The sequence below is a fragment of the Shewanella sp. LC6 genome (genome assembly GCF_006385735.2).
Classification (GTDB): Bacteria; Pseudomonadota; Gammaproteobacteria; order Enterobacterales; family Shewanellaceae; genus Shewanella; species Shewanella xiamenensis.
This window is the reverse complement of the sequence record NZ_CP043902.1, coordinates 2,402,481-2,428,662: the sequence shown is the minus strand read 5'-3', so window position 1 is coordinate 2,428,662 and position 26,182 is coordinate 2,402,481. Positions and strand designations below refer to the sequence as shown.

At 44.8% G+C, this 26,182-nt stretch carries 21 protein-coding genes and 3 pseudogenes; 11 read left to right on the top strand and 13 right to left on the bottom strand.

The window, feature by feature from the left end:
* Positions 1-125: 125 nt before the first annotated feature.
* Positions 126-923, top strand: a complete 798-nt coding sequence (locus tag FJD32_RS11070) for a DUF3108 domain-containing protein (protein WP_140907640.1) — start codon at positions 126-128, stop codon at positions 921-923.
* 155 nt (positions 924-1,078) lie between these two features.
* Here FJD32_RS11070 and FJD32_RS11065 read toward each other — a convergent pair whose 3' ends face one another.
* The gene (locus FJD32_RS11065; protein WP_140907641.1) at positions 1,079-1,858 is read right to left on the bottom strand and encodes a class II glutamine amidotransferase; all 780 of its coding nucleotides are present in this window, start codon (positions 1,856-1,858) and stop codon (positions 1,079-1,081) included.
* Between the two features lie 243 nt (positions 1,859-2,101).
* Between FJD32_RS11065 and fadE the strand changes: the two genes are divergently transcribed.
* Positions 2,102-4,549: an acyl-CoA dehydrogenase FadE gene (fadE, locus tag FJD32_RS11060; RefSeq protein WP_140907642.1), complete on the top strand. Its 2,448-nt coding sequence runs from the start codon at positions 2,102-2,104 to the stop codon at positions 4,547-4,549.
* Positions 4,550-4,638: 89 nt separating this feature from the next.
* On the opposite strand, the gene FJD32_RS11055 is transcribed toward fadE, so the two are convergent.
* From FJD32_RS11055 to FJD32_RS11045, 3 genes are all read right to left on the bottom strand, one after another.
* The gene (locus tag FJD32_RS11055; protein WP_140907643.1) at positions 4,639-6,651 is read right to left on the bottom strand and encodes a sodium:proton antiporter; all 2,013 of its coding nucleotides are present in this window, start codon (positions 6,649-6,651) and stop codon (positions 4,639-4,641) included.
* Positions 6,652-6,948: 297 nt separating this feature from the next.
* The gene (locus FJD32_RS11050; RefSeq protein ID WP_037419113.1) at positions 6,949-8,061 is read right to left on the bottom strand and encodes an HDOD domain-containing protein; all 1,113 of its coding nucleotides are present in this window, start codon (positions 8,059-8,061) and stop codon (positions 6,949-6,951) included.
* 9 nt (positions 8,062-8,070) lie between these two features.
* Entirely contained in the window at positions 8,071-8,928 is an 858-nt protein-coding gene (locus FJD32_RS11045) for an EAL domain-containing protein (RefSeq protein WP_181159880.1), read from the bottom strand.
* A 386-nt stretch (positions 8,929-9,314) separates the two neighbouring features.
* On the opposite strand from FJD32_RS11045, the gene FJD32_RS11040 reads away from it, so the two are divergent.
* A complete protein-coding gene (locus tag FJD32_RS11040; protein ID WP_001206290.1) occupies positions 9,315-10,523 on the top strand; it encodes an IS4-like element IS10A family transposase in 1,209 nt (402 codons plus the stop codon).
* 9 nt (positions 10,524-10,532) lie between these two features.
* Here FJD32_RS11040 and FJD32_RS11035 read toward each other — a convergent pair whose 3' ends face one another.
* Together FJD32_RS11035 and FJD32_RS11030 are read right to left on the bottom strand one after the other, a co-directional pair.
* Positions 10,533-11,384, bottom strand: coding sequence for a response regulator (locus FJD32_RS11035; RefSeq protein ID WP_181159810.1), 852 nt, complete (start codon positions 11,382-11,384; stop codon positions 10,533-10,535).
* A gap of 8 nt (positions 11,385-11,392) precedes the next feature.
* Positions 11,393-11,971, bottom strand: coding sequence for a response regulator (locus tag FJD32_RS11030; RefSeq protein WP_140906915.1), 579 nt, complete (start codon positions 11,969-11,971; stop codon positions 11,393-11,395).
* A gap of 92 nt (positions 11,972-12,063) precedes the next feature.
* On the opposite strand from FJD32_RS11030, the gene FJD32_RS11025 reads away from it, so the two are divergent.
* Both FJD32_RS11025 and FJD32_RS11020 read left to right on the top strand, forming a co-directional pair.
* Positions 12,064-12,420: a response regulator gene (locus tag FJD32_RS11025; RefSeq protein ID WP_240200004.1), complete on the top strand. Its 357-nt coding sequence runs from the start codon at positions 12,064-12,066 to the stop codon at positions 12,418-12,420.
* Positions 12,421-12,443: 23 nt separating this feature from the next.
* Positions 12,444-13,028, top strand: a complete 585-nt coding sequence (locus FJD32_RS11020) for an HD domain-containing phosphohydrolase (protein ID WP_181159812.1) — start codon at positions 12,444-12,446, stop codon at positions 13,026-13,028.
* Between the two features lie 38 nt (positions 13,029-13,066).
* Here FJD32_RS11020 and istB read toward each other — a convergent pair whose 3' ends face one another.
* Both istB and istA read right to left on the bottom strand, forming a co-directional pair.
* Entirely contained in the window at positions 13,067-13,831 is a 765-nt protein-coding gene (gene istB, locus FJD32_RS11015; protein ID WP_133040732.1) for an IS21-like element helper ATPase IstB, read from the bottom strand.
* A gap of 11 nt (positions 13,832-13,842) precedes the next feature.
* Positions 13,843-15,384, bottom strand: coding sequence for an IS21 family transposase (istA, locus tag FJD32_RS11010; RefSeq protein ID WP_133040733.1), 1,542 nt, complete (start codon positions 15,382-15,384; stop codon positions 13,843-13,845).
* Between the two features lie 212 nt (positions 15,385-15,596).
* Here istA and FJD32_RS11005 point away from each other — a divergent pair, with 212 nt between their 5' ends.
* The 3 genes from FJD32_RS11005 (at position 15,597) to FJD32_RS10995 (ending at position 17,682) form a co-directional block, all read left to right on the top strand.
* Positions 15,597-16,010, top strand: a complete 414-nt coding sequence (locus FJD32_RS11005; protein ID WP_181159811.1) for an HD domain-containing phosphohydrolase — start codon at positions 15,597-15,599, stop codon at positions 16,008-16,010.
* A 298-nt stretch (positions 16,011-16,308) separates the two neighbouring features.
* Positions 16,309-16,512: a hypothetical protein gene (locus FJD32_RS11000; RefSeq protein ID WP_140906916.1), complete on the top strand. Its 204-nt coding sequence runs from the start codon at positions 16,309-16,311 to the stop codon at positions 16,510-16,512.
* 48 nt (positions 16,513-16,560) lie between these two features.
* Positions 16,561-17,682 carry an ISAs1 family transposase gene (locus FJD32_RS10995; protein ID WP_140906917.1) on the top strand — a complete coding sequence of 374 codons (1,122 nt, stop codon included), beginning with the start codon at positions 16,561-16,563 and terminating at the stop codon, positions 17,680-17,682.
* Positions 17,683-18,010: 328 nt separating this feature from the next.
* Here the strand turns inward: FJD32_RS10995 and FJD32_RS10990 are convergent, their stop codons facing one another.
* Positions 18,011-19,111 (bottom strand): ISAs1 family transposase, encoded by a 1,101-nt coding sequence (locus FJD32_RS10990; RefSeq protein WP_172590376.1) that lies wholly within the window; start codon positions 19,109-19,111, stop codon positions 18,011-18,013.
* Positions 19,112-19,219: 108 nt separating this feature from the next.
* Here FJD32_RS10990 and FJD32_RS10985 point away from each other — a divergent pair, with 108 nt between their 5' ends.
* Together FJD32_RS10985 and FJD32_RS10970 are read left to right on the top strand one after the other, a co-directional pair.
* Positions 19,220-19,789: a histidine kinase dimerization/phospho-acceptor domain-containing protein gene (locus FJD32_RS10985; RefSeq protein ID WP_181160259.1), complete on the top strand. Its 570-nt coding sequence runs from the start codon at positions 19,220-19,222 to the stop codon at positions 19,787-19,789.
* A gap of 625 nt (positions 19,790-20,414) precedes the next feature.
* Positions 20,415-21,623: an IS4-like element IS10A family transposase gene (locus FJD32_RS10970; RefSeq protein ID WP_205403054.1), complete on the top strand. Its 1,209-nt coding sequence runs from the start codon at positions 20,415-20,417 to the stop codon at positions 21,621-21,623.
* 266 nt (positions 21,624-21,889) lie between these two features.
* Here the strand turns inward: FJD32_RS10970 and FJD32_RS10965 are convergent.
* The 3 genes and pseudogenes from FJD32_RS10965 to FJD32_RS10955 form a co-directional block, all read right to left on the bottom strand.
* Positions 21,890-22,138: pseudogene (locus FJD32_RS10965) on the bottom strand (IS1634 family transposase); the annotation flags it as partial.
* 15 nt (positions 22,139-22,153) lie between these two features.
* On the bottom strand, positions 22,154-23,362 hold the full coding sequence (locus tag FJD32_RS10960) for an IS4-like element IS10A family transposase (protein ID WP_001206290.1): 1,209 nt from the start codon (positions 23,360-23,362) through the stop codon (positions 22,154-22,156).
* A gap of 107 nt (positions 23,363-23,469) precedes the next feature.
* A pseudogene (locus FJD32_RS10955) lies at positions 23,470-24,504 on the bottom strand (IS1634-like element ISSpu7 family transposase); the annotation flags it as partial.
* A gap of 107 nt (positions 24,505-24,611) precedes the next feature.
* Between FJD32_RS10955 and FJD32_RS10950 the strand changes: the two are divergent.
* Positions 24,612-25,820: an IS4-like element IS10A family transposase gene (locus FJD32_RS10950; RefSeq protein ID WP_001206290.1), complete on the top strand. Its 1,209-nt coding sequence runs from the start codon at positions 24,612-24,614 to the stop codon at positions 25,818-25,820.
* A 12-nt stretch (positions 25,821-25,832) separates the two neighbouring features.
* Here FJD32_RS10950 and FJD32_RS10945 read toward each other — a convergent pair.
* Positions 25,833-26,174: pseudogene (locus tag FJD32_RS10945) on the bottom strand (DUF4277 domain-containing protein); the annotation flags it as partial.
* Between the last annotated feature and the right edge of the window lie 8 nt (positions 26,175-26,182).

Sequence of the window (26,182 nt, the reverse complement as noted above, 5' to 3'; positions counted from 1 at the left end):
TAATATATTGATCTAAAAACTATTTATTCCAATATAAACTCGGTTATAAACACTTAAATTTGATAGCTGAGCCATAGGATAAGCAGTGTTAGACGCTTTCTGTTTGCGATATAAAGGAGCATTAATTGCGCACAATTCCAACGTTATTCGTGAGTCTCGCACTCACCCACAGCGTATTTGCGATGGCGGCGCCAACGCCTTTAACGCCTCAAACTGCTGAATATCAAGTTAATTATGGTGATGTTGAACTGGGTAAGGCCAAGTATCAACTGCCAGCCATAGAGGATGGCGTCTATAAATATCGCTTCGACAGCGATCTTAGCCTGTTATTACTGACCGATGTGCGCCATGTACTGAGTGAGTTTGCCCAAGAGGGGAATCAATTATTGCCCCTGCGCTATTTGCATGAGCGCCAAGGCGTCGGCCCAAATTTTATCGAACAAACCGCCTTTGCTAAGGCACAGGGCATGATCCACACCCGTTATAAGGATGAAAAAGGTAAATTCCCGTTTGAAGGCGATATTTTCGATCCCTTAATGGTGCAGCTGCAGTTTCGACTCGATATCAGCGCTGGCAAAGAAGTGCTTGATTATAAAATGATTAAATCTAACGAGCTCGATGAGTATAAGTTCCATGTGATTGGTAAGGAACGGATGACAATTGAAAGCGGCAGTTATGATACAGTCAAAATTGAGGTAGTGCGTGACAATCATAAACGCCAAACCTTCTTTTGGATGGCGCCGGATTTAGCCTACCTCCCCGTTCGTCTGACGCACTTTGAAAAAGGCAGCAAACAGCTAGATATCAAACTGCTTAAGTATCATTTCGACGATGTGCCAGTTGAAGCCGTGCCCGCTGCCGTTGATACTGAAGTTCCGACGGAGCGGAAAGTACCTAAACTCCTCGGCACAGGCGCGAATTAAGCCAGTTACACATTTATCGCAATTTAAGATGGATTTAGCGCTGTTTCTAAGATGCCGTAACAGCACAAAAGGCCAAACGTGAGTGACTCCGTTTGGCCTTTTGTGTCTTATTTAATTCCGTCAAAGTGCAATGACTGACTGTGACAGCGCCCCAATTACAAATCGATAAGCAGCTCACCTAAGCGGAACAACTTCCAATTACCGGGTTGCATCACCTGCCAGTCTTCGTTTTCGGTTAGCGGCCGAGTGGCAATTACAGTCACGATATCGTGTGGCGTGGTTTCTTTATCAAAATCAATCACTACATCGGTATCAATTAATTTTGCCTTGCCAAACGGCGCCCTGCGGGTGATGTAACACAGATTATTACTGCAATAGCTCATCAAATATTCACCATCGCTGAGGATCATATTAAATACCCCAAGGGCTCGGATTTGTTCGGCAAGCGTAGCCACAAATCGAAACACCGCCTGCATATCCTCTGGACGACGGTCACCAAACTTGGCCGCGACTTGCTCCAGTATCCAGCAAAAAGCCAACTCGCTGTCGGTATCACCAACACTCTGATAACGGGACACCTGAAACTTCGCTTGATAGTCGCTTAACTGACCATTGTGGGCATAGGTCCAATAACGACCCCACAACTCGCGGGTAAAAGGATGAGTATTTTCAAGGGAAACACAGCCGCGATTGGCCTGACGAATATGGCTTATCACCACCTCGCTTTTAATCGGATAGGATTTGATTAATTTTGCAATGTGCGACTCACTACTTGGACAAGCATCTTTAAACGTACGGCTACCACGGCCCTCATAGAAAGTGATCCCCCAACCGTCGACATGGGGCCCAGTGACGCCACCACGCTGTGCTAAACCCGTAAAACTAAACACAATATCGGTCGGCACATTGGCGCTCATCGCCAGTAACTCACACATATTTCTCGCCTTTCTCAATCCAAATATCCACGGTTTTGCATTGTAACTAGTTGATGACATTTGTGGAATGATCATAGGTGACAAAAAATTTAAACAATTGTTTGAAAAATACTTGTATTAAAACTGCCTTAGGTTTAACTTTTATGCGACACAGGTCAGACCACAAACTATAATTGTGATCGCAATCAACAAAACTCGTTATGACCTGTGATTGGCACTCGGTCATACTTAAGGAGAAATACAGTGACTACCCTACTTTGGATCATCGCCATGATCTTAGTGCTAGGAGCCCTAGCTTACCTTCGGGTATCTTTGCTCACTGCCACTATTGCAGCCGCTGTTGTGATGACAGCCGGATGGACACTCGATGTTGTCGGCCCTATCTCTTGGATTATCTTCCTGGTGATCGCGCTGCCCCTCAATATCAGTGCATTTAGACAAAATGTTATCAGTCGCCCACTGATGAAGATGTACCGTGGCATCATGCCCGAAATGTCTTCAACCGAAAAAGAAGCGATTGAAGCTGGTACCACTTGGTGGGAAGCCGATCTGTTTGCGGGTAACCCAAACTGGAAAAAACTCCACAACTACCCTGTCGCTCGTTTAAGTGCCGATGAGCAAGCCTTCTTAGACGGTCCAGTTGAAGAAGTGTGCCGCATGGTGAATCAACACCAAGTATCGCACCAACTGGCTGATTTGCCTGCTGAAGTATGGCAATACCTGAAAGATCACGGCTTCTTCGCCATGATCATCAAGAAAAAATACGGCGGTTTAGAGTACTCAGCCTACGCCCAATCACGCGTACTGCAAAAGCTTGCGGGTTTAAGCAGCGAGCTGGCATCCACTGTAGGTGTGCCTAACTCTTTAGGCCCTGGCGAACTGTTACAACACTATGGTACGCCAGAGCAGCAAAACTATTACCTGCCACGTTTAGCCAAAGGGCTAGAAGTCCCTTGTTTCGCACTGACCAGCCCAGAGGCTGGTAGCGATGCGGGTTCTATCCCTGACTTTGGTATCGTGTGTAAAGGCCAATGGGAAGGCGAAGAAGTCTTAGGTATGCGCTTAACCTGGAACAAGCGTTATATCACCCTCGCACCTGTTGCGACTGTATTAGGCTTAGCCTTTAAACTGCGCGATCCTGATCACCTGTTAGGCGATAAAGAAGAGCTGGGCATTACCTGCGCGCTTATTCCTACAGACGTTGAAGGCGTTGAAACGGGTCGTCGTCACTTCCCGCTGAACTGTATGTTCCAAAACGGTCCTACTCGCGGTAAAGACGTATTCGTACCATTAAGCTTTATCATCGGTGGTCCAAAAATGGCTGGCCAAGGCTGGCGTATGTTGGTTGAGTGTTTGTCTGTTGGCCGTGGTATTACGCTGCCATCAAACTCTGCCGGTGGAGTGAAAACCGCAGCGTTAGCAACCGGTGCCTATGCACGTATTCGTCGCCAATTCAAACTGCCTATTGGTAAGTTAGAAGGGATTGAAGAGCCAATGGCACGCATCGGTGGTAACGCCTACCTGATGGATGCCGTGACCTCATTAACCACCACAGGTATCGACTTAGGTGAAAAACCTTCGGTTATCTCGGCTATCGTGAAATATCACCTGACCGATCGTATGCAGAAATGCGTTATCGACGCCATGGACATCCACGGTGGTAAAGGTGTGTGCTTAGGCCCTAACAACTACTTAGGCCGTGGCTATCAAGCGGCTCCGATTGCGATTACCGTTGAAGGCGCAAACATCCTGACACGTTCGATGATCATCTATGGTCAAGGTGCAATTCGTTGCCATCCGTACGTGTTAGCCGAAATGGAGTCAGCATTTGACACTGAGTCTGGCCAAGGTTTAGCCAACTTCGATGCGGCCATCTTCGGTCACATTGGTTTTGCGACCAGTAACTTTGTCCGTAGCTTCTGGTTAGGTCTGACATCAAGCCGTTTCTCTAACGCGCCTTACTCAGATAAAACCAAGCGTTATTATCAACATATGAACCGTTTCAGTGCTAACCTTGCCCTGCTATCAGACTTAGCGATGGCAACTTTAGGCGGTAACTTAAAACGTAAAGAGCGTATTTCTGCCCGCTTAGGTGATCTGTTAAGCCAGTTATATCTCGCCTCTGCAACCTTAAAACGTTACCAAGATGAAGGCCGTCAAACTGACGATCTACCACTGGTTCAATGGGCGGTTGAAGATGCTCTGTACAAGTTACAAGCTTCATTAGACGATTTACTGGATAACTTCCCTATGGGTCTGGGCGGCGTGTTACGCGCCATCATGTTCCCATTTGGTCGTCCACTGAAACGTCCAAGCGATGTGTTAGACCATAAAGTGGCTAAGATCATGCAAACCCCTTGTGAAAGCCGTGATCGTTTAGGTAAAGGCCAATTCTGGTCTAACTCTGAGCACAATGCTGTGGGTATCCAAGAGCAAACGCTGAAGGATATTCTGGCCGCCGAACCTTTATTCGACAAAGTCTGTAAGGCCAGTGGCAAACGTTTACCTTTCATGTGGTTAGATAAAGTCGCTGCTGAAGGTAAAGCCTTAGGCGTACTAAGCGACAGCGAAGTACAACTGTTGGAACGTGCCGAAATCGGCCGTATGAAGTCTATCAATGTGGATGACTTTGACCCAGCAGAGCTGCGCCCTGAAGTCGTCGCAACGACGTCACAGGAACGCGCCGCTTAATCGCTAAGCGGTACCAGCTAAGCCCATCAAAAATAAACAAAAGGCACTACAATCTAGTGCCTTTTTTATTTTCGTCTCACTTAACGGGCTTATCCCTTAGCTAGGGTTTCATCAGATGTATTAATGTTTTCTTGAACTTCAACCTCAGGTTGCGTTTGTTCCGCAGCCTTGATTTGCGCTTGTAGCTCAAGTCGTTGACGTTCAGCTTCAGCGTTCTCCTCGGCCTTGGCTTTCGCAAGAGCCGCTTCTTCCGCCGCTTTGGCCTGTGCAGCGATCGCCTCTTGCTCTGCAATCGCCTGTTGGACTTTCGCTTCTTCAAGGGCTTCAACGGGCAATAAACTAATCAACTCAATGCCGTTGGGGAATTGGTTGTTATTGCCTGACACAATCACAACTTTACCTTCTTTGGTTAGATACACTAACGGCAATGCCGTTTCACCATAACGTTTGCGGAAATGCTCAAAGGTGAAGTTTTCAGTTAAGTTAGTGACTTTAAGTTGCGCCCCTTTCGACATTTGACTAGCGATTTTGGCATAGGAAACCGTATCACCAAACAAACATAGCCGCTGTTTATAAGTCTCAGATAATTGATGGCGCGCGCTGCCCTGCTCGGCATTATTAAGGCCAAAAACCTTTTTAGCGCCTAATACATCTTGAAAATAGAACGTCACTAGCGGGTTTAACTGCTTATAAGGCGACATGATCAGCACGCGGCCAATCCCTGTTAGATCCATATAGGTTTCAGCATGTTCCGAGGCAGGGTTACCAAAATAGACCGGAATATTATCCATCCGCGCAAGACGAATATTATCCCAGTTGCTGTCGGCCAGCAGCACTTTGACATCTTTGCTTTTTAAGATTTTTGCCAGCTCGCGGGAAAACTTGGAGGCACCAAAAATTAATAATCCTTGCGCCGAACCCGACGTGACCCCAAGGTATTTCGCCCAGCGGCCCGCGGTTAGGCTTTGGATCACCACGGTGCCGATAATGATTAAAAACACTAAAGGTACAATGGCTTCGGCGCCCTGTACATTGTTTGCCTCTAACTTAATGGCGAATAATGAAGACACGGCCGCCGCCACAATCCCCCGCGGAGCAATCCAACATAGGAACCACTTATCGGCCTTTGAGAGTGACGTCCCAATGCCTGACACCCAAATACTGAGTGGCCGTGCAACTAGCATAGTCACGGCGAGCACACCAATGCCGCCCCAACCTAAATCCATCATGGCATTCGAGTCTAGTCTCGCTGCTAACAGAATAAATAATGCGGAGATCAGCAGAACTGTCAGTGTTTCTTTAAATTCAAGGATTTCAGCAATATCCACGCCGCGCATATTCGCCAGCCAAATGCCCATCACAGTCACGGTGAGTAATCCCGATTCTTCCTGCAACAAATTTGAGCCGACAAAAATCCCCAGCATAAGGGTTAATACTGCGGTATTACGTAAATAATGTGGTAACAAATTGTGGCGGATCACTTGGCCAATTAAGTAACCCGATGCAGCGCCTAAGCCTAAGCCAAGTGTGAGCATAGAACCTAGTGCATAGAGTACATGGCTAGTTTGATTGCCAGATACCGCAATATATTCAAACACTAATACCGCTAGCAGCGCGCCAATTGGGTCAATCACAATCCCTTCCCAACGTAAAATACTCGCGAGCTGCGACTTTGGCCTAACACTGCGCAGCATTGGTACTATCACAGTTGGCCCCGTGACCACCACCAACGCACCAAATAGCAGTGCAACTTCCCAGCTAAAATCTAGCAGATAAAAAGTGGCGGTACTGATACAGCCCCAGGTGATCACCATGCCGATACTCACTAAGTGAGTCACCATGCGGCCATGATCTTTAATCTCTTTAAAATTGAGGGTTAATGCGCCCTCAAACAGGATCACGGCAACGCCTAGGGAAATAATCGGAAACAGTAAATCCCCAAATATTGCATCGGGATTTAACACTCCAAATGCTGGACCTAGTAATAAACCACAGAGTAGTAGCGGTAAAATTGCTGGTAATCTCAACTTCCAACCAAGCCATTGACAAAAAAGCGAAAGCACGCCGATGAGTGCTAGCATCCCAGTGATTTTTTCAACCATAAAACATCCTTTCGTTAGGTGGGGCATGCGATTGTGGATTTAACCTAACACGCTTTTTCATTCAGGAAAATAAACGGTTAATGATAACAATAGCAGTAAAAAGCACGCTCTAGTGATGCGAATAAGTTAGATGATATTCAACTTTATTCGCATACCAAGGGAGTTCGAAGGGTTAACATTGCTATATGGGAAACATGAAAGCGACAGAGAATAAAGTTGCAGTCAATTCAGCAAGTTGGGATAAGTTAGTGATCGAATAAATATGTAAGATCTAAATGCCCACAAATGTATCTTGAGTTAGAGATTAGCTAATTTTAGTTTTATTTGCTCATCGGGTAGCTTATTCAATATTTCATCGGGGATTCTGCCGTGATATTTAGTGGCATAGTGTGCCAAGCATAATAATAAGGCTAGATTATGTTCAACATTACTCACCTCAGGCTCTGCGCTGGATAAAATGTTGTCACATAAGGATTCGCTATACCCCCAAAGCGTTAAAAGATAGGCTGATATAGAGACGATGAGTTTTCTCACTGGCCACTCCGTAAACTGAGTCGCAAACGAATCTTGCCAAATACGAGATGCCAAAATCAACTCACCTATTGACGACATCAAAGCGGCAATAAATAGCTCTTCTTGTAGACTCTTTTGTAAATTAAGTGCTTTAGCGATTTTTTGAGCGTTAAGCGCTAACTGATACGCATGCTCGTTAATTCTACTCTGTGCAGACTTATCAATAATCGACGTCGCCGATTGCTCAATGGCGATGGAACTAATAATCGCGCTAGTTAAATCCACCCCTAAGCGTTTGATAGCCTCTTCAATTGACAGTGTTGTGCGGCTAAAACCCAAAAACGCAGAGTTTGCGAGTTGTAATAATTTGGCGGTAATAATTGGTTCGTGGGCAATAAGATCAACAATATCGGCGGCTTCGGATTGCTGATTTAGAAGCACTTTGCGGACCTGTTGCACTATGTCTGGCAGAGGTAGTAATAAAGCACTTGCGCCCAACATTGCTCTAACGTCTTGGGAGAATGGCAATTTATGAACCCGTTCCACTGAGGTCAGAAGTTGTACAATATCCTGTTCATTGAAGGGTTTACTCAATACAAAATGAGCCGTTTTGCCCGCTTTGCATACTACTTCCTCTGTCGTGTCACCTGTAAGTAACGCTCTAATTGCCTGGGGATAATGTTTTGAAACCTCAACGAGTACCCTATCGCCATTAACATCAGGCATTAAATAATCGCAGATTATAAGATCGACATTAACATCATTAGCTATAGATTTTGCCCAGTTTAGGCCATCCTCCTCAGTCCAAAACTGCCAGTCAGGTCTCAGTCTTTTCGCTAGCCGTAAGAGAGCTCTAAGCATAAAACTGTCATCATCAACAAAGAGTACATTAAACATAACTCTCTCCTAAGCCATTGTAGCTGAAAGACTTTCAAAAGAAGCCAATAGCGCTAAATACTCATCTTCAGATTGCGGTTTAGAAATGCAGTATCCTTGCACTACATCACAACCTAAGGATTTGACAATATTGAGTTGGTCCAATGTTTCAATACCCTCGACAACCACTTTCATGTTCAGATCATGTGCTAACCTGACCACATTAGCCACTAAACTTTCAGTATTCAAATTACTTTCAATATCGAGCACAAGTGAACGGTCAATTTTTAGTACATTAATAGGTAGTTTACTCAAGTAACTCAAAGATGAATAACCGGTACCAAAATCATCTATCGCAATACTGATACCGAGTTCAGCAATCGCCTTAAGGGTGATCGCGCAATCTTCAAGGTTATTAAGCAAAAAAGTTTCGGTTAATTCAAATTCTAAATCTGTCGGTGAAACGCCTGTCAGCTGAATATGATGCTTTATCCAGTGAATAAAATCAGGCTCAGTTAACTGTCGACCAGATATATTAATTGCCATTTTCCCAAATTGAATGCCTTCACTCCGCCATCTGGCCGCAGTAATAAAGGCCGTTTTGAGTACCCAATAGCCAATATCCACCATTTGGCCATGTTGCTCAGCTAAAGGAATAAATAACGCAGGTGAAACCATCCCAAATTCGGGGTGCTGCCACCGAATGAGGGCTTCACAGCCGGACAAATTATATTTGGCAAAATCAAATTTTGGCTGAAAATGCAGAAAAAGTTGACGCTGTTGCACCGCATGAAATAACGCCTGATTTGATGAGATCTGGTGTTTTTTTCGTTCAATAGCTTGCTGATCATAACGCATGAACATCCGGACTGAGTCTTCTGCCATCATCAGATTACCCAGTAATAAATTATTCAGAACGGCTCGAGGCTCATCACCATCGTCGGGTATAAGACAGTAACTGACAGCATAATCCAACTTAGATGAGGTCAAATTAGCTTTACCAGTCACGGGGTCAATAATTGAAGCGGCCTTCTGTAAAGCGTCCATCTCGGAGGTAATATCAGGTAAACAAAGCACAAATTGTTCATTCGCTAGTAGTGCAAGCTCCCCTGCCGTACCAGTGGAATTAAGTAGCTGTAATGCAATATGCTCGATAGTCCGCTGCGCTCTGAAGAATCCCCTGATGATTTACAAATAAATCATCAAATTAGGGTGGAAGCGCATCTTGTTGCATGATCAAATGGTTTCGCCAAAAACTACACTTGGACAACAAGATGCGCGAAGCCAATATCCTACAACATTCTTTACACCAATACTGCCCAGAACTTCACCTAAAACGATTAAACAGCTTGATGCTGGCCTCTAAGGCACTGATTGAATGTAAGACACTGACCTTGACTGAGTTAGGTCGAAATTTACCAACCACGGCCCGAACCAAGCACAACATCAAGCGCATTGATCGTTTGCTCGGCAACACGCATCTGCATCAAGAACGGTTAGCTGTCTACCAATGGCATGCCAGCCTCATCTGTTCTGGTAACCCTATGCCGATTGTGCTCGTCGATTGGTCAGACATCCGAGAGCATAAACGCATCATGGCTCTGCGCGCCTCAATAGCCTTCAATGGCCGCTCTATTACCCTGTATGAGAAGTCCTATCCCCTATCAGAACAATGCTCTAAGGCCTCCCACAACGGTTTTTTAGCGGACTTAGCCAAGATTTTACCTTTGCATGTTACCCCTCTCATCGTGACTGACGCGGGGTTCAAAGTGCCTTGGTACAAAGAGGTTGAGGCGCATGGTTGGTTTTGGCTAAGCCGTATTCGCGGTACAGTTCAATTTGCAGATATTGGCGCTGAAAATTGGCGTGCAGTTCGCAGTACACATGACTTGGCCAACGGTCAAGCGAAGAGCCTGGGTTGTAAGACCTTGACCAAAACTAACCCTATCAATTGCCATCTCACGCTTTATCGTAGCAAACCTAAGGGGCGTACAAATCAGCGTTCAACGAGGACTAATTGCCACCATCCATCGGCAAAAACGTACTCAACATCGGCGAAAGAGCCTTGGGTGTTAGCCAGCAATTTACCACCAGAATCTCGGAGCCCAAAGCAGCTGGTAAACCTGTACGCCAAACGTATGCAAATAGAGGAAACCTTTCGTGACCTCAAAAGCCCGGCATACGGCTTTGGCTTACGCCAAAGTCGTACCAACAGTCCAGAGCGATTCGACATCATCCTACTGATAGCGTTGATGGTTCAATGCCTGTTGTGGCTAGTTGGTTTACACGCACAGCAACAGGGCTGGGATAAGCATTTTCAGGCCAATACCATTGGGCATCGAACGGTACTCTCAACGATTCGCTTGGGATTGGAGGTACTCAGGCGGCCTGATTATCAAATCACGGAGAAAGAATTGCTGGCGGCCTGGGTATTATTCGCCAATCAGTTGCTCAAATATGGCTATGCTATGGCTGATTTATGAGGGGATCCTTCAGCGCTGCGCTTCTGAATAACCAATCATGCGGCTCCAGAGTTCAAAACTTTTGATCTTGATAACAACGAGAACCCTAGCTCTGCGAGAATTGAGATATTGTGTTATCACCGAGATAAGCTGCTGATAATTAAGCAGCGAAGGAAGTTCAAATGCCGTGTTTAGCAACTCTCCATCAGTCACGGGATTTAAACACAAAACGACCCCAGAAGGACCAGCTAAACGACAACTCACTTCTAATTCAGTGTGATTCAATAACCTAATAGATACACTCTGACCGATTGCTAATGCCTGTTCCTGCAAGGTTAACCTATCTGTTTCAACCAAAAACTCATCAAGCAAACGTCCCTCGACCAAGGTTGAACCCAAGAGCTTTGTCGCCGCAATATTAGCATGCACAATTTTATTAGATGGGGATATCTCGAGTAAGGCATCGGAACTAGCCAACAACATTTTTTGGGATTGGTGTTGAAATATCTGTTTGTTGTGATGCGTAAATGCATTCGCTATTTCATCAAGTAACTCGTTATCTTCCCAAGGTTTTTGCAGAAAACGATACGCACTACCCGCATTAAGTAATGATTTCACCGACTCAAAATCTGAATAACCACTAATGACAAGCCCGACGACTTCAGGATATAAGCGTTTGATTTTAGAAAGTAACAGCCATCCATCCATATAGGGCATTCTAAAATCGGTCAAAACAACTTTACAATCATAAGTGAGTAATAGGTTTAACGCTTCTTCTCCACTTTGAGCTGTCTTTACCGAATAGCCAGAACGAGTTAATAAGCGTTTTAGGGCCTTTAAAATGCCAACATCGTCATCGACTAGTAGTAAAGAGTTATCCATTGTGGCCTCTAGCTTAAGAGCATATTTACTCTGTCCAATAGATCATGATTATCAAAAGGTTTTGCTATCGCATCATCCGCACCTAATCTAATCGACTCTGCTAACTCTTTAGGTGAAAGCCCTGATAATACTAAAATTTTAATATTTGCTAACTCTGGTCGCTCTCGAATAAATTGGATAACTTCAAAACCATTCAACCCAGGTAAGGACAGGTCAAGAACAATTAAATCTGGCTTTTCAGCAATAATTTTCACCCCAGCCTGAAAACCATCTTGTGCCGATAAAATTGCAAAGGGTGTTGAATGGAGTGCCCGCCTGAGTGCATTTCGCATCGATAATTCATCATCAATGATAAGAATAGACTTTTTATCAGCCATTAACTCATTATTATTTGAGGCTAAAAAGGCTTCTGGCATTGGCATGTTTTGTTGATGTAGAAAACTAATGAAGTCATCAATCAAGACTCGATAATTACCCCGTCCAGGTAATTTGTGACCTTTTAATTGACCTTTAGCGATCCAGCGACTCACTGTGCGTTGATGAACATCGCAATATTGAGCAATATCGCTTGGCTTGAGCGTTTTCATGCTCTCGTACCCATGATTATTCTTGCTTAGTTAACACTTATAGCATAATTTTAATCTATAAGACAAATAGGACAAATGCGATAGGTGACTTAATGCCAACCCCATCTGAAAGCACTCTGCCATTGATTTTGTGTGTAGACGATGAAGCCAGTATTCTAAAATCGCTACAGCGGCTTTTTATCGGTAAGGAGCTGCAGCTTTTATTGGCTGATAGCGGGAGCCAAGCTTTAGAGTTAATGAAGCAGCATAGAATCAATGTCATTATCACCGATATGCGCATGCCGAATATGACGGGGGCAGAATTTTTAGCTAAAGCAGCGGTATTACAACCAGACGCTTACCGCATTTTAATGACGGGTTATGCTGATCTTGCCTCGACGGTCTCTGCAATCAATCTTGAAAAATCCACAGATATGTTCAAAAACCTTGGGATAATCAAGAACTATTAACTGTGGTTGACGAAGGATTAGCAATGTACCACTTAATTCGTCAAAACAAACAACTTACTGCCAAGGTAGCCGCACAAAACAAACAGTTAAAAGAACTCAATAACTCCCTTGAGGAAACCGTTCAAAAACGTACAGAACAACTTAAGCAAACACTATTTAAATTCAAAAACTTAGCAAGTGAACGACAAAAAGATGAAGCTGCTACCTTAGAGGTACTCTACAATATCATCGTGAGTTATCCACCACTCAGTGGCGAACTGGCCCGTAAAATCAGCGCCACCTGCGAATATCTTGCAAATGCATTGCAATTGCCCGCAGAACAGGTAGTTACGATAACAAAAGCGGGCTTATTTTCAGAAATCGGTAAAATCGCGCTCCCCACCAAAATAGCTGAAACGGCATATACCGACCTCTATGATCGTGAACGTCGTTTATTTAATGAACATCCATTACATGCCGAAGAGATCTTACTGCCCGCGATACATTTAAGCGAAATGTCACTCATCATCGTCAATCAATTAGAGCGCTTTAATGGCGGAGGTGAACCCGCTCAAAAAGCAGGCGTAGACATCCCTGCGTATTCCGGCGAAGTTGAACGGCTATTCTGATTGAACGTGAACACCTTGCTCCCTAACGCAAGCTTACTTTAACTGTTATCTCCTAAGTGTTCACGTTCGATGTTTTCCCCTGTGTGTTTGCGCATTGATTCTCCCTTCAGTTCCAGCCGATGACTGTTGTGCATCAAGCGGTCTAAGATCGCATCTGCTAACGTGTTATCTCCTATTGCCGCATACCACTGCTCTGTCGGCAGTTGGCTTATCAGTACTGTCGATGTCACGCCTGACCGATCATCCATTATTTCCATCAAGTCATTGCGTTGGCCTGGTTTCAGCACCTCTAGACCCCAGTCGTCTAAAATCAACAACTGCGTCTTAGCCAACTGGGTCAGCAACTTCTGATAACTGCCATCCGCCTTGGCTTGTGTCAGCTCCAACAACAAACGTGACGTTCTAAAATACCTCACGCTTTGACCCTGATGGCAAGCATGTCGCCCAAGCGCACACGCCAAATAGGTTTTGCCGGTGCCGCAGGGACCGGTGATGAGCAAGTTCTGCGCCCGCGTTAACCATTCCCCTTGGCTCAGTTGGGCGATCTGCGCTCGCTTAAGATTACGGTGTTGCTGGTAATCTATCTCCTGAAGCGTCGCCTGAAGCCTAAAACCTGCTTGGCGCACCAAGCGGGTCTGTTTGCGGTTCTCTCGTTGTAAATGCTCCTGCGTTACCAGCAGTCCCAGTCGTTCCAAGAACGGAAGCTCGGCATAGGTACCGGGCTGCTGTAACTGGGTTTCTAACGCTGTAGCCATGCCGCTTAGGCGCAGCTCGTGCAGTTGGTTTAGGGTTTGAACTGTCATCTGTGGCTCCTTTAGTGGAAGTTCTTCGGACCACGGATATTCTCGTGATCTTGTGGTAATTCGATGGTTAATTCTTGCTGGTGAGGTAACTGATCACGGTTGCTTTGCAGTACCGATTTCAGTTGCTTAAGGCGATTCAGCCCCTCTCGATTGGCGATAGCACATGCCGCATTCAGACGCGTTGCGGGATAGCTGCGCGTCAAATTGAGCAGCCCTAAGGAGACCTTATAGGCTTGCTCTGGATGGGCCTTCTCTTCAAGACGGTCACTGACCCAACGCAGCACTTCCGGCCCCGTATCTTTAGCCCATTGCTTCAACCGTCCTGGCGTCCAGCGTTGCTGTTTGCTATGCCGCTCCGGCATGTGGGCCGGTGTTGTGGTCATACCCGGACGGTATTTGCGAGGATGTGCGGCAATTAACGTCTGACGGAAGTAGAGCTGTATCAGCGTATCGCCAGCATGTAGCTCCAACTGCTCACCCACATATTGATGCGGGACAGAGTAATGATGCTGTTGATAAGCCACATGGTAATCGATACCCACCTTCACCGTTTTGATGTCGGTATAGCGATAAGGTTGTAGTGGTAGCGGCTTGAGCACTGGCTTATCTAGCCGATTAAATGCCTCCAAACGATTTCCTGGTAATTGCTTGAAGGGGCGCAGGTTCAAATCATCCAGCAACATCCGGATGCATTGGTTTAACTCTGCCAGTGAGAAGAAGGTGTAATGCCGCAGTCTGGCTAAAATCCAGCGTTCCACAATCTGCACAGCCACTTCAGCCTTGGCTTTATCCTTAGGTTTGTAAGGCCTTGCTGGGATAACTGCGACTTGATAATGCTCCGCTAACTGTTGGTAGCTGGGATTGAGTTCCGGATCATAACGACAGGTTTTACTGACGGCGCTGCGCAAGTTATCTGGCACCACTATCGCAGGTGTGCCACCGAAGTATTCAAACATGCGCACATGGCTTTGTAGCCAGTCTGGTAAGGATTGCGAGTGTGTTGCTTCAGCATAGGTGTAGTTAGACGCGCCGAGCACCCCCACAAAAATCTGAGCGGTAGTGACTTCTCCAGTGAGGGCATTAACCAGCGGTACGGTGGGGCCGCAGTAATCAACAAAACACTTCTCTCCGGCTTGGTGCAGTTGTCGCATCGAACGCTTCTGCTTTCCATGCCACTGCATATAGAGCGAGCAATACTGCGAGTAGCTGTAACAACTGTTTGGATGGCGTTGTGTGTATTCCTCCCACAACAGTTGCTTGGAGACACCTTTTTTCTTGAGTTCTTGATGGACCTCAGTCCAATCAGGCAGTTGAAAACGTGCGGACGGCTTAGTATCCGCAGCGGGATAAAATAACTGAGCAAGATGTTGGTCATCCATCTCGTCTGGTAATGGCCACGAGAGCCCGATGGCCTCAGCCTCAGTGATGAGTTGTTTGACTTTGCCGAGGCTCACTTTGGTGCCTCGATGTATTTGCCGGTAGGACAAGCCAGCTTGCCACCGAAGTCGAAGTACTTCACGAATTTTACGCATTGCAATTCTCTCTGCTGGCATCACTGGTCCTCGTAAAAAGTCCAGCTTACCAAAATTATTAAATACAATGCGTTAGGGAGGATTCTGACGGAACGTGAACACCGATTCTGGCAAGATGAACACCTATACCGGCAATATGAACACCGATTCTGGAAATGATGGTCAAAGTGTTCAGATTGAAATCAGTATGGGTGTTCACGTTCAATCAGTAGAGGTGTTCACGTTCCGTCAGAATGAGTGTTCATGATCGGCCGGAATACGCAATCCCTCTTGGGTCACGAATATTGGCTGTAGCGAGAGATTTTTGGCTGCATGTTGAAGGCCGATACGATGGTAATAAAAAAAGCATGGCTGACGGCTTTGACGCAATAAAACTACGCCAGGGCAGTTATTATGACCCAGTGATAGTCAACGCTTTGTCAATTTTAGTCACTTCCGAAGAAGTAGACATAGCAAACAAAGCTAGAAGAGGACTACAAGTGAGTGCACTCAAAGCCGGTATGAAATTAAAGCAAAACTTATACAATCTTAAGCACATACTGCTGTTACCTGAAGGACATATACTAACCTCTGCTTCACTTGATAAATTATCAAAGTATCAGCTAAAACATAAGGAGCAATTGTTAGTTGAAATAGAAACAAACTAAAGCTAAAAAACATTATAGATCAATGGGATGAATTAAATATATGACTCCCTGAATACATGTAAAATGCCCACGCTGTGATGTTAAAAGTCCGACAGAAGCGAAAATATTCAACAGTTATCATCCCTATGACCATTGCGGTGATTATTGGCAAGCTAAACGAAGCTATACTCAGTGTTGATACAAAGCTAACTTTCACCCCTTCCATTAGCATTTGTAACGTTGACATACGTGCTCCATATCAACTGTGTCAAAACGACTAATACTCTTATAAAGTTAGCTGTGCAATTTGGACTATTGAATGAATAAAAATGACCAACAGCAATTGCTGATACAATTAATAGCAGAAAATCAGGAATTATTAGAGTTTAAAATACTCAATAATTTAATTTCAAAATCGATGCAAGCTTTGACGGAAAACATAGACCAAGCTATGCCCTTTAGCGTCTTATTTTCACCAGGGCAAGATCGCGAACGTTTTTCGAACAATAATCTATCGATTTGACGAGCAGTTTTAGTTGTGATCTTATACTCTCTTTTTCGGGAGAGTAGCATGTACCTTGAAGTCTTTACCACGCACTTTGATAGCATCATTGATAGCCGCCAGTCTGCAAAAATTACCTACCCACTTTCTGATGTGCTGTTTGTCGCCCTCTGTGGTGTGATTGCGGGCGCTGAAGGCTGGTCTGAAATTCACGACTATGCCCAAGGGCATCATGAATGGTTTAAAGCACAAGGCTTCTTGCTAGACGGCGTCCCAGTCGATGACACGATAGCACGTATTATTGCAAAAATTGACCCTGAACAATTCCGGCAGTGCTTTATTGATTGGATGCAGGCGGTACATGAATTAACGCAAGGCGAGGTGATTGCGATAGATGGCAAAACCCTTCGAGGTTCTTATCACCGGGAAGACCGCAAATCGACCATCCATATGGTCAATGCCTTCGCCTGTGCTAACAAAGTGGTATTAGGCCAGCTTAAAACAGCAGAAAAGTCGAATGAAATTACTGCCATTCCTGAGCTAATTCGGTTGCTTGATATCGAAGGTGCACTGGTGTCGATAGATGCGATGGGTTGTCAAACCGCCATTGCTGAGGAAATTCTTGCGGGTAAAGGCGATTATTTGTTCACACTTAAAGGTAATCAGGGAAAATTGCACAGTGCGGTAGCAGAAATGTTTAAAAAGGAACGAAGCGAGCCGCTCAATGGCATTGTGTTTGAGAAAAACCGTGGTCGAATAGAAGCCAGAAGCTTCCATGTTAAAGCGATTGAACAAGTTGGAGCCTTTAAAAACTGGCCTGGAATTCAAACGATTGGCATGAGCTTGAGTTACCGGAAAACGAAAGGAAAAGAGGCGGAATTAACGTATCGCTATTTCATTAGCTCAGCCAATTTGAGTGAGACTCAACTGGCTGAAGCGGTCAGGGCACACTGGCATGTTGAAAATAGCTTACATTGGGTACTGGATGTCAGTATGAAAGAGGATGCTTGCCAGATATATCAAAACCATGCCGCAGAGAATTGGTCGCTGCTACGCCACCTGTCGTTAAATATGTTGAGGGCAGAGCCATCCAAGGGCAGCATACCAGCAAAACAGAAACGGGCTTGGATGAAAACTGCTTATCTGGAAGACGTGTTAAAAGCGGGCTTTAGCAGAATGTTTGAAAATTAAACATTCATGCGGGAGCCCTGTTATTTTCACTAGTCAAACAGGAGCTAAAACCTGATCTTCAATTAATCGTAACTTGCAACCCAGAAAGTACTGAGCTGAGTATTTTAGCATGCACACATGAGGAACTAATTGGAAAACACATTACATTCGAAAATACAAAAACTGTAAAATTTGAATTTAGAGAAACAACAGTGATCAATTTAGACTCTACCTCTAATTGGTCAAGCACACTAAAACGCCTATTGCCCCAAGCGACATCAGCATTAATTCAGCCTGTAAAATTTAACAACAGTGATTATCAGGGCGGGATTAAGCTTTGTTAAATCTCTTAACCAAAGAAAATCTCGCTCCTAAAATCACCATTCCATGCTGCCTTTCTTATTTTGGTAGGTTTACTGGCTTTTAGCGGATGCTGCCCTAAAAGATTCAGCACGATACGCCGAAATAGCGCCATCTTCTTCGCGTTTTCACGGTCACCAATCCTTGAACAGTCTTCCCTAAAGGTGACGTCAAGCACCCAGTGTTGCTGGTTCTCGATGTGCCAATGCTGACGCACCGCTTTGGCTGCAAGTTCGATGTCCAGAGGTAAAGAACTTAAGTAATAATCCGTATTAATGGTTGTAACACCTTTATGTTTTCGTTGACGCTCAACGGCAATTAGCGACTTGGCTGACGGCCACTTTTTCGCGAGCGCCTGTGGCAGCGTTGCTGGGACTTGAAACGTCGTGCGACGCTCCTTACGGCCATGCCCCTTGTCATCCTCTTCGATACTTAACATGTCAACGCCGTTGTTATCCCAGTGGGGTTGAAACTGCACCTCTATGGCCTGCCTAAGTAGAGGTTGGTTACCTTTGACCTGAACAACATAGTCGCCTTTAGCTTTGATGATTTGTTGAAGCGTTTCCCGCTGGCAGTGAAGTGCATCAAAGGTTACAACAGCGTCTTTAATGTCTAACATGTGCAACAGCGCTTGAACCGTTGCTATTTCGTTACCTTTGGTCTGTGTATCTTGCTGATAGAGCACAATTCCTTGTTCGGTATCAAAGGCCGAAACGAGGTGTAGCGCATTTTTAGCGCCATTTTGATTAACAGCACCACGCAACGTTTTGCCGTCGATAGCGATCAATGGCTTGGATGATGTTTCTCTTAAGCTATTTGCCCAACGAAAGAGCGTCAAAACAAGGATTTCGGTATCGATGACTTTAATAATCCGGGCAATGGAATGCCGAGTCGGGATCCCTTTGTCAAAATCTCGATGTTTACGCAACCAAGATAGATTCTCTTTGCCGAATTCTTCGATAGCTTGCCAGCCATCACAACCTGAAGCGATTGCGGCTAAAACAAGAAAAATAATATCAACTAAATCATGGTCTAGGTTGATGTGAGAGCGAGGGTCTTCGATGAGTTTCAAGTGTTCAAACAGTGACATTGGGAATTGGTCGTTAGCATAACATGCAGGCTCTGATCCTGCTTAAGCCTAAAAGTTTCCGTCAGTTAACAAAGTATGATCCCGCCCTGCAGTGATTATGCCATCATCTTGCAAAAAAAAGAGCCCTATAGCTTTAACTCTGGAGCGCAATCTATCATATCAAACTACTGTAGTTTTATCGCAAACACACTCACATTGAGAGACTATCGCCATATTGCAGCTGAACGCGACAGTTTATTTGCACAACAAAAAAGAATTGAAAACAGTTTAGCTAAAGAAGGAAAATTAGCGGCAATTGGTCAACTTGCAGCCGGTGTTGCCCACGAATTAAATAACCCACTAGGATTTATTTATAGCAACTTGAACACGCTTGACGTGTACTTAAAAGATATCAACTCATTCATAAACGAAGTAAACAATACATATCCAGAAATTAATAAGTCCGTTAAAAAGTACAAGCTTGATTTTATATTAAAAGACAGTATTGAATTAATTAATGAAAGTCAAGAAGGTGCTAGACGTGCGAGAGACATCATTAAAAACCTACGTAGCTTCTCACATCCAGATGAACAAACCATATCAACTATAAACATAGTAAAACTTGTTGAAGATACGGTAAAGATAGCTAAAGTCAATCTAAAAAAACACATAAAAATAAATTTAACTCATCATTTATAAAGTGCATTAGCCAAAGGAAACACAACACAACTAAGTCAAGCAATATTAAATATTATAAACAACTCCTATTATTCAATAAAACATCAAAAAGGATTAATTGAAATAGATATCATGAAGATAGATCATTGGATAAACATTGAAATAAAGGATAATGGGAATGGTATACATGAGACTGATATACCACATATCTTTGAACCTTTTTTACGACAAAAGAAATTGGTGAAGGTACTGGGTTAGGGCTATCAATATCAAGAGCTATAGTAGAGCAACACAATGGATTTATTACTCTTGACTACACAGGGCCTTCGGGCACAAAATTTGTTATAGGTCTACCGGAGTCTAGCCATGCTAGCAATAATTAGAAGACATAATAAATCCATTAAGAAACATCGAATATTATTCTTATTATATTGTATTATCATTGGATTGGTTGCCAATTTATCAGTTGTAACCGTTCCAATTGCAGTACCTCTCAATATAGGCAATGTTGCAGCTTTATTGATTCTAGCACGTTTAGGTCTGAAGAATCCCCTGATGATTTACAAATAAATCATCAAATTAGGGTGGAAGCGCATCTTGTTGCATGATCAAATGGTTTCTCCAAAAACTACACTTGGACAACAAGATGCGCGAAGCCAATATCCTACAACATTCTTTACACCAATACTGCCCAGAACTTCACCTAAAACGATTAAACAGCTTGATGCTGGCCTCTAAGGCACTGATTGAATGTAAGACACTGACCTTGACTGAGTTAGGTCGAAATTTACCAACCACGGCCCGAACCAAGCACAACATCAAGCGCATTGATCGTTTGCTCGGCAACACGCATCTGCATCAAGAACGGTTAGCTGTCTACCAATGGCATGCCAGCCTCATCTGTTCTGGTAAACCTATGCCGATTGTGCTCGTCGATTGGTCAGACATCCGAGAGCATAAACGCATCATGGCTCTGCGCGCCTCAATAGCCTTCAATGGCCGCTCTATTACCCTGTATGAGAAGTCCTATCCCCTATCAGAACAATGCTCTAAGGCCTCCCACAACGGTTTTTTAGCGGACTTAGCCAAGATTTTACCTTTGCATGTTACCCCTCTCATCGTGACTGACGCGGGGTTCAAAGTGCCTTGGTACAAAGAGGTTGAGGCGCATGGTTGGTTTTGGCTAAGCCGTATTCGCGGTACAGTTCAATTTGCAGATATTGGCGCTGAAAATTGGCGTGCAGTTCGCAGTACACATGACTTGGCCAACGGTCAAGCGAAGAGCCTGGGTTGTAAGACCTTGACCAAAACTAACCCTATCAATTGCCATCTCACGCTTTATCGTAGCAAACCTAAGGGGCGTACAAATCAGCGTTCAACGAGGACTAATTGCCACCATCCATCGGCAAAAACGTACTCAACATCGGCGAAAGAGCCTTGGGTGTTAGCCAGCAATTTACCACCAGAATCTCGGAGCCCAAAGCAGCTGGTAAACCTGTACGCCAAACGTATGCAAATAGAGGAAACCTTTCGTGACCTCAAAAGCCCGGCATACGGCTTTGGCTTACGCCAAAGTCGTACCAACAGTCCAGAGCGATTCGACATCATCCTACTGATAGCGTTGATGGTTCAATGCCTGTTGTGGCTAGTTGGTTTACACGCACAGCAACAGGGCTGGGATAAGCATTTTCAGGCCAATACCATTGGGCATCGAACGGTACTCTCAACGATTCGCTTGGGATTGGAGGTACTCAGGCGGCCTGATTATCAAATCACGGAGAAAGAATTGCTGGCGGCCTGGGTATTATTCGCCAATCAGTTGCTCAAATATGGCTATGCTATGGCTGATTTATGAGGGGATCCTTCAGCGTTTAGGTCCCTTGTGGGCGTTAGTATGTTTTGTTTTTGTTGCATCTCCACTCCCCTCTTTTATTGCTATAATACTAAGCCTTATACAAGTTGTATTATTTAATATTTATATTAAAAAAAATAGCTCAAACATAACGCAAGTTTCTGTGATTTATTTTTTAGCAGCTATTCTCGTTATAAAAATGTTTTCACTGGAAGCAATAAAGGATAATTTATCCTTCTTGATTATATATCCGACATTCCGCAGCTAATTTAGGAATAAACTACCTCATAGAATCTACCGAGTAATTTGAGTAGTTGTGTTTGGTGATCTTGAAGTCCAGTGATGAACCTTTGGCCGTTAATCTCTAGCGTATCTATGCCTTCGAATTGCAAGAAGACCCAACGTGCCGTCGGTCTGGAGGTCGTCTTGTTCTTTACCATACTTGGGAAGAACGCTTCGGTTTGTGCGAGTTGTTCTCTGATTTTGTGTTCTAAACTAGCGTAAACAAGCAAGCTCAACGCTGAAGGATCCCCTCATAAATCAGCCATAGCATAGCCATATTTGAGCAACTGATTGGCGAATAATACCCAGGCCGCCAGCAATTCTTTCTCCGTGATTTGATAATCAGGCCGCCTGAGTACCTCCAATCCCAAGCGAATCGTTGAGAGTACCGTTCGATGCCCAATGGTATTGGCCTGAAAATGCTTATCCCAGCCCTGTTGCTGTGCGTGTAAACCAACTAGCCACAACAGGCATTGAACCATCAACGCTATCAGTAGGATGATGTCGAATCGCTCTGGACTGTTGGTACGACTTTGGCGTAAGCCAAAGCCGTATGCCGGGCTTTTGAGGTCACGAAAGGTTTCCTCTATTTGCATACGTTTGGCGTACAGGTTTACCAGCTGCTTTGGGCTCCGAGATTCTGGTGGTAAATTGCTGGCTAACACCCAAGGCTCTTTCGCCGATGTTGAGTACGTTTTTGCCGATGGATGGTGGCAATTAGTCCTCGTTGAACGCTGATTTGTACGCCCCTTAGGTTTGCTACGATAAAGCGTGAGATGGCAATTGATAGGGTTAGTTTTGGTCAAGGTCTTACAACCCAGGCTCTTCGCTTGACCGTTGGCCAAGTCATGTGTACTGCGAACTGCACGCCAATTTTCAGCGCCAATATCTGCAAATTGAACTGTACCGCGAATACGGCTTAGCCAAAACCAACCATGCGCCTCAACCTCTTTGTACCAAGGCACTTTGAACCCCGCGTCAGTCACGATGAGAGGGGTAACATGCAAAGGTAAAATCTTGGCTAAGTCCGCTAAAAAACCGTTGTGGGAGGCCTTAGAGCATTGTTCTGATAGGGGATAGGACTTCTCATACAGGGTAATAGAGCGGCCATTGAAGGCTATTGAGGCGCGCAGAGCCATGATGCGTTTATGCTCTCGGATGTCTGACCAATCGACGAGCACAATCGGCATAGGGTTACCAGAACAGATGAGGCTGGCATGCCATTGGTAGACAGCTAACCGTTCTTGATGCAGATGCGTGTTGCCGAGCAAACGATCAATGCGCTTGATGTTGTGCTTGGTTCGGGCCGTGGTTGGTAAATTTCGACCTAACTCAGTCAAGGTCAGTGTCTTACATTCAATCAGTGCCTTAGAGGCCAGCATCAAGCTGTTTAATCGTTTTAGGTGAAGTTCTGGGCAGTATTGGTGTAAAGAATGTTGTAGGATATTGGCTTCGCGCATCTTGTTGTCCAAGTGTAGTTTTTGGCGAAACCATTTGATCATGCAACAAGATGCGCTTCCACCCTAATTTGATGATTTATTTGTAAATCATCAGGGGATTCTTCAGAGCTCAACGTCATTATCATTAGCAACGCTTCAATGCGCTCAGGCTTTTTCAAGAAGATGGAAGAGGTTAAAAACTCAGGGCTTTTTAGAAAACGGAAGCCGCGCTCGACTTTTTGTTGCGATTTGTAATGTGCTAGAAGAGCCGCCATGGTGAGTGCTTCATTGTCGGTGTCATTCGTCGCGAGGATAAACATGCCTACTTTGAGCTTAGCCAGTTTTACTTTTTCTAGGTCGGTGAAGGGGGCGGCTTCGATAAAGTATTGGTATCCTGTCGGTGCTTCATCTGTCTTTGGGCGGCCCGAATGAGAGTAAGTCGGCTGTTTGATGAGAGTGCCTTGTTCAAACCCAAGTAAGTCACATTGTTTCTTGAAATCGTTAAACGCTAATTCTGCGTCAACTTCACAAGCGAATGGTTTTTTACTTAGCTTTTCCAACGCTTTGATTTCTTTTGCTATGTTTTTCTCTAAGTTCTTGAAGAAAGTGATTTCTTCCCGCTTGGTGGCCTGTTCACTGTGAACGAGCAACCAACGTTGATTGACCTTTCCGTAATCCGAGTCTATCCAACATCCTGAGTAGCCATGACCGATAGTGCTTAATTGCTCTGGCTCTAGCGCAAGTAGTGCTTGTTTTGCGAGCTTGATGGTCATGGGGACACGGGTAATGAATTTTTGATTTTGCTCATCTAGCGAGGAGATGCTTTCTTCGGTGTACAAAGCGGCATCAGCGATAAAGTAACGACTATTTTGCGCGGCTTTTAGGCAATGTATGTGTCTTTTAGTGACTTCAGCGAATGCCTTGGCATCATTGGTGTTACCACTCAGTGCTTGCATGTAAACAGGAATACCTGCTTGGTTTTCACAGATGAGTTCAAGCACGACTTGGTTAAGCTCTGGCCTATGATCCCGACTATAACCTCTTACAAGCTTAATCACGTTGGTGTTTTCATCTTGTGCATACTCACCATCAACGTGGAAGCTAGTGATATCAAGATGAACAGAATCGGTCGTCAAGCCCAGTTTATCAACAACACGCTCAGCACTGAAGAATCCCCTGATGATTTACAAATAAATCATCAAATTAGGGTGGAAGCGCATCTTGTTGCATGATCAAATGGTTTCTCCAAAAACTACACTTGGACAACAAGATGCGCGAAGCCAATATCCTACAACATTCTTTACACCAATACTGCCCAGAACTTCACCTAAAACGATTAAACAGCTTGATGCTGGCCTCTAAGGCACTGATTGAATGTAAGACACTGACCTTGACTGAGTTAGGTCGAAATTTACCAACCACGGCCCGAACCAAGCACAACATCAAGCGCATTGATCGTTTGCTCGGCAACACGCATCTGCATCAAGAACGGTTAGCTGTCTACCAATGGCATGCCAGCCTCATCTGTTCTGGTAACCCTATGCCGATTGTGCTCGTCGATTGGTCAGACATCCGAGAGCATAAACGCATCATGGCTCTGCGCGCCTCAATAGCCTTCAATGGCCGCTCTATTACCCTGTATGAGAAGTCCTATCCCCTATCAGAACAATGCTCTAAGGCCTCCCACAACGGTTTTTTAGCGGACTTAGCCAAGATTTTACCTTTGCATGTTACCCCTCTCATCGTGACTGACGCGGGGTTCAAAGTGCCTTGGTACAAAGAGGTTGAGGCGCATGGTTGGTTTTGGCTAAGCCGTATTCGCGGTACAGTTCAATTTGCAGATATTGGCGCTGAAAATTGGCGTGCAGTTCGCAGTACACATGACTTGGCCAACGGTCAAGCGAAGAGCCTGGGTTGTAAGACCTTGACCAAAACTAACCCTATCAATTGCCATCTCACGCTTTATCGTAGCAAACCTAAGGGGCGTACAAATCAGCGTTCAACGAGGACTAATTGCCACCATCCATCGGCAAAAACGTACTCAACATCGGCGAAAGAGCCTTGGGTGTTAGCCAGCAATTTACCACCAGAATCTCGGAGCCCAAAGCAGCTGGTAAACCTGTACGCCAAACGTATGCAAATAGAGGAAACCTTTCGTGACCTCAAAAGCCCGGCATACGGCTTTGGCTTACGCCAAAGTCGTACCAACAGTCCAGAGCGATTCGACATCATCCTACTGATAGCGTTGATGGTTCAATGCCTGTTGTGGCTAGTTGGTTTACACGCACAGCAACAGGGCTGGGATAAGCATTTTCAGGCCAATACCATTGGGCATCGAACGGTACTCTCAACGATTCGCTTGGGATTGGAGGTACTCAGGCGGCCTGATTATCAAATCACGGAGAAAGAATTGCTGGCGGCCTGGGTATTATTCGCCAATCAGTTGCTCAAATATGGCTATGCTATGGCTGATTTATGAGGGGATCCTTCAGCGCTCAGCAATAACCTGATAGAGCGCTGAGACATCGGCTTCGTATAGAGCATCTAATGTGCGGCCTAGTACATCATCAGTCAGGTGGTGTGCTTCAATGTCTTTGGCGAGTAGCTTAGATACAGGCTTGGTCTTAAAAAAGTCCGAGAACATGTGCAGTGTTCTGCTATGAAAGCCAAGTCCATTTAGGAGCATGGCCAATACCGCGTCACCATGAGAAACATTGTGGTCAGAATATTTTGGGATAACGGCATCTATCATCCGTGGCAGGCCAATTTCGTGACAAAAGGCGGCAATGAGACCAAGGTGATCTAAGCGTTTAATAACAGGATGGGTAGACATATTTTGAG

Coding starts and splice junctions, on each gene's coding strand:
- FJD32_RS10995 (WP_140906917.1), top strand. CDS start 16,561: ATGTACCTTGAAGTCTTTACCACGCACTTTGATAGCATCATTGATAGC.
- FJD32_RS10970 (WP_205403054.1), top strand. CDS start 20,415: ATGCGCGAAGCCAATATCCTACAACATTCTTTACACCAATACTGCCCA.
- FJD32_RS10950 (WP_001206290.1), top strand. CDS start 24,612: ATGCGCGAAGCCAATATCCTACAACATTCTTTACACCAATACTGCCCA.
- istA (WP_133040733.1), bottom strand. CDS start 15,384: ATGCCAGCAGAGAGAATTGCAATGCGTAAAATTCGTGAAGTACTTCGA.
- FJD32_RS11055 (WP_140907643.1), bottom strand. CDS start 6,651: ATGGTTGAAAAAATCACTGGGATGCTAGCACTCATCGGCGTGCTTTCG.
- FJD32_RS11000 (WP_140906916.1), top strand. CDS start 16,309: ATGAATAAAAATGACCAACAGCAATTGCTGATACAATTAATAGCAGAA.
- istB (WP_133040732.1), bottom strand. CDS start 13,831: ATGACAGTTCAAACCCTAAACCAACTGCACGAGCTGCGCCTAAGCGGC.
- FJD32_RS11045 (WP_181159880.1), bottom strand. CDS start 8,928: ATGATGGCAGAAGACTCAGTCCGGATGTTCATGCGTTATGATCAGCAA.
- FJD32_RS10960 (WP_001206290.1), bottom strand. CDS start 23,362: ATGCGCGAAGCCAATATCCTACAACATTCTTTACACCAATACTGCCCA.
- FJD32_RS10990 (WP_172590376.1), bottom strand. CDS start 19,111: ATGTCACTGTTTGAACACTTGAAACTCATCGAAGACCCTCGCTCTCAC.
- FJD32_RS11065 (WP_140907641.1), bottom strand. CDS start 1,858: ATGTGTGAGTTACTGGCGATGAGCGCCAATGTGCCGACCGATATTGTG.
- FJD32_RS11005 (WP_181159811.1), top strand. CDS start 15,597: ATGAGTGTTCATGATCGGCCGGAATACGCAATCCCTCTTGGGTCACGA.
- FJD32_RS11035 (WP_181159810.1), bottom strand. CDS start 11,384: ATGGATAACTCTTTACTACTAGTCGATGACGATGTTGGCATTTTAAAG.
- FJD32_RS11025 (WP_240200004.1), top strand. CDS start 12,064: ATGCCAACCCCATCTGAAAGCACTCTGCCATTGATTTTGTGTGTAGAC.
- FJD32_RS11050 (WP_037419113.1), bottom strand. CDS start 8,061: ATGTTTAATGTACTCTTTGTTGATGATGACAGTTTTATGCTTAGAGCT.
- FJD32_RS11040 (WP_001206290.1), top strand. CDS start 9,315: ATGCGCGAAGCCAATATCCTACAACATTCTTTACACCAATACTGCCCA.
- FJD32_RS11020 (WP_181159812.1), top strand. CDS start 12,444: ATGTACCACTTAATTCGTCAAAACAAACAACTTACTGCCAAGGTAGCC.
- FJD32_RS11030 (WP_140906915.1), bottom strand. CDS start 11,971: ATGAAAACGCTCAAGCCAAGCGATATTGCTCAATATTGCGATGTTCAT.